This window comes from Actinomadura sp. NPDC049753 (genome assembly GCF_040674655.1).
Lineage (GTDB): Bacteria > Actinomycetota > Actinomycetes > Streptosporangiales > Streptosporangiaceae > Spirillospora > Spirillospora verrucosospora.
Genome location: NZ_JBFARL010000401.1, coordinates 1 through 2,822, shown reverse-complemented (window position 1 = coordinate 2,822; position 2,822 = coordinate 1). Strand labels below are relative to the sequence as shown.

Sequence of the window (2,822 nt, the reverse complement as noted above, 5' to 3'; positions counted from 1 at the left end):
CGGGCGCGGCGGCGGCACGCCCGCACGTCGCGGACGCCGTTGACGGTGAGGAGGCAGTCGAAGCAGGCACCGATCCCGCAGAACACGCCGCGCGGGGCGCCGGAGGGCCCGCGCCGCCAGGTGCGGCGGCCCGCGGCCAGCAGCACTCCGGCGAGGGTCTGGCCGGCGACGCCGTCCACGGGTTCGCCGTCCACGGTGATCCGCAGCGGGACGTCGGGGCGGCGGCCGGTCCGGTCGGCGCCGGCGGGGACGAGTCGCGCGCTCATCGGGTCTCTCCTTCGCACTGGGCGGCGGGCCGGTCCGCGCGGAACGGCGCCGCGTCGATCGCGGGGGCGCGGCCGAGCATGAGGTCGCGCAGGACGGCGGCGGTCCCGGCGGACAGGCCGATCCCGGCGCCCTCGTGCCCGGTGGCGTGCCAGAGGCCCTCCAGGTGCGGGTCGGCGCCGATGACGGGCAGGTGGTCGTCGACGTACGGGCGGAACCCCCCGTAGGCGCGCATCACCGGCACCCCGGCCAGGGACGGGAACAGCCGCAGCGCCTTGGCGGCGATGACCGACAGCACCTCGGGGCGGATCCGGTCGTCGAACCCGACCCGGCGGCGCGAGGAGCCGAGGAGGATCGTCCCCGCCCGGGTGGACTCGACGACGGCGGACGCCTGCAGGTCTCCGGCGCCGCTGCCGACCGCGGCCACGTAGTCGGCGTCGTAGACCTTGTGGAAGACGGTCGGCGGCATCGGCGCGGTCACCAGGACCTCTCCGCGGCGGGGCCGGACGCCGAGCCGGACGCCGAGCCGCGCGGCGACCTCCCCCGCCCAGGGCCCGGCCGCGTTGACGACCGCGTCGGCCCCGATCGTCCCGCCGGAGGTGCGGACGCCGGTGACGCGGCCGCCGCGCCGGACCGCGCCGAGGACCTCGCACCCGGTGCGCAGGACGGCGCCGGCGCGCACGGCGGCGGCCAGCAGGGCGACGGCGGCTCCGGCGGGCTGGACCTGAGCGTCCTCGGGGTAGTGGACGGCCTTGGCGAAGTCGCGCGTCAGGTGGGGTTCGGCGGCGGCGAGGGCGGCGGCGTCCAGGTCCTCGGCGGCGATGCCGGCCTCGCGCTGGGCGCCGGCGAACTCCGTCAGCGCCTCGGCGCCCGCGGGGGTGGTGGCGACGACGATGCCGCCCTTGGCGTCCCATTCGACGCCGCCGGCGTTCGGGTCGCCGTCCAGGATGGCGGGCCACAGCTCGCGCGACAGCCGCGCCAGTTCGAGCTCCGGGCCCGGCCCCTTGTCGGAGACCAGGATGTTGCCCTCGCCGTGGGCGGTGGTCCCGGCGGCGGGGCCGCCCCGGTCGGCGACGACGACCTCGCAGCCCGCCAGGGCCAGCTCGCGGGCGCAGGCCGCGCCGATGATCCCGGCGCCCAGCACCATGACCCGCGTCATCGACCCTCCCGTTTGCCGTTCGTTAAACCGAACGATTCCGAGAGTAAGCGCGTCATGCGCGCCATGTCAACGCGCGAGCGACGCCGGATTCAGGGGGTTTCCACCAGATGGGACGGGGTGCCGGGCGAGGCGTGAAGTCGCTGGTCAGCGCTGTACTGCAGCAGCAGGACGGACCGGACCGGCCCCTCGACCGCGGTGTAGCGGTGCGGCAGGCGCGCGTCGAAGCCGACGTAGTCGCCCGGCCCGAGCTCCACGTCCCGGTCGTCCACCCGAACGGCGAGCCGCCCGGACTGCACGACCGTGTGCTCCATCCCCACATGGCCGAGCGAGTCCTGCCGGCGGCCCGCCCTGAACTGCTGGTCGTACACCTCGAACATGGCGCCGCCGGACTCGATGCCGCGCAGCGGCCGCAGGTCGACGCCCTTCCCGCTCAGCACCTCCACCTCCACCGCGCGCACCACCGTGAGCCCGGACGGCTCCTGGTGGTCGAGCAGGTCGGAGATGGGGACCTCCAGCGCGCGCGAGAGGCTGAACACGGTCTCGATCGTGGGGTTCCCGGCGCCCGCCTCCAGCTGGGACAGCGTCGCCTTGCCGATCTTGGACCGGCGGGACAGCTCCGACAGCGACAGGCCGAGCTCCAGCCGCGCGCGGCGCAGGTTGCCGGCCAGCACGTCCCGCACCGATTCCCCTGACGCGCCCACGCTCCCGCTCCTCGTCCGCTCGCTCGCTCACGTTCGCTCTATCGAACGGCCAGTGTACTCGGCGGGCCGGAGGGCTCAGAGCTCCACCAGCGTCCCGGCGCCGGCCTCGCGGGCGCGGCCGACGATGACGGACGCCGCCGCCGCGTCCTGCACGCCGAGGCCGACGCTGTTGTAGAAGACCAGGTCGGCCTCGGTCCGCCGCCCGGCGGCGAGGCCGGCGACGATCGGGCCCAGCGGGCGCACCCGGCCGGGGTCCAGCTCCCCGGCGCGCACGGCGGCCACGACGGGGCCGGCGTGCTCCAGGGCGGTCGTCACGTCGTCCACCACGACCGCGGCGGCGCGGGTGAGGACTTCCGCGTCCACCTCCGCCCGGTCCGGGGCGAACGATCCGACGCTCACGACCGTGCACCCGGGGTCGAGCCACGCGCCGAGGACGACCGGCTCGGCGCTGGTGGTGGCGGTGACGACGATCTGCGCGCCCCGGACCGCCTCGCGGGCGGACGCCGCCGCCCCGACCGGCAGCTCCAGGTCCCGTGCGAGCTCGGCGGCGGCGGTGCAGGTGTCCGGATGGCGGCAGGCCACCGCCACCTCGGTGAGGGGACGCACCGCGATCTCAAGCCTTCGAACGTCCTGCTCGCCGCCGACGGGCCGCGCGTCATCGACTTCGGCATCGCCCGGGCGGTCGACGCCTCCGGTGT

At 76.4% G+C, this 2,822-nt stretch carries 4 protein-coding genes; all 4 read right to left on the bottom strand.

The features are described 5' to 3' along the window. Nucleotides 1-266 (bottom strand): (2Fe-2S)-binding protein (locus tag AB0K37_RS41545; protein ID WP_363991571.1); only part of this gene is annotated, 266 nt, incomplete at its 3' end. Beyond that, the gene (locus AB0K37_RS41540; RefSeq protein ID WP_363991568.1) at nucleotides 263-1,423 is read right to left on the bottom strand and encodes an FAD-binding oxidoreductase; all 1,161 of its coding nucleotides are present in this window, start codon (nucleotides 1,421-1,423) and stop codon (nucleotides 263-265) included. The genes AB0K37_RS41545 and AB0K37_RS41540, both read right to left, overlap by 4 nt. An 89-nt stretch (nucleotides 1,424-1,512) precedes the next feature. Further along, nucleotides 1,513-2,124 carry a helix-turn-helix domain-containing protein gene (locus AB0K37_RS41535; protein ID WP_363991565.1) on the bottom strand — a complete coding sequence of 204 codons (612 nt, stop codon included), beginning with the start codon at nucleotides 2,122-2,124 and terminating at the stop codon, nucleotides 1,513-1,515. 75 nt (nucleotides 2,125-2,199) lie between these two features. Continuing rightward, a complete protein-coding gene (locus tag AB0K37_RS41530; protein ID WP_363991562.1) occupies nucleotides 2,200-2,706 on the bottom strand; it encodes a hypothetical protein in 507 nt (168 codons plus the stop codon). Nucleotides 2,707-2,822 lie beyond the last annotated feature (116 nt).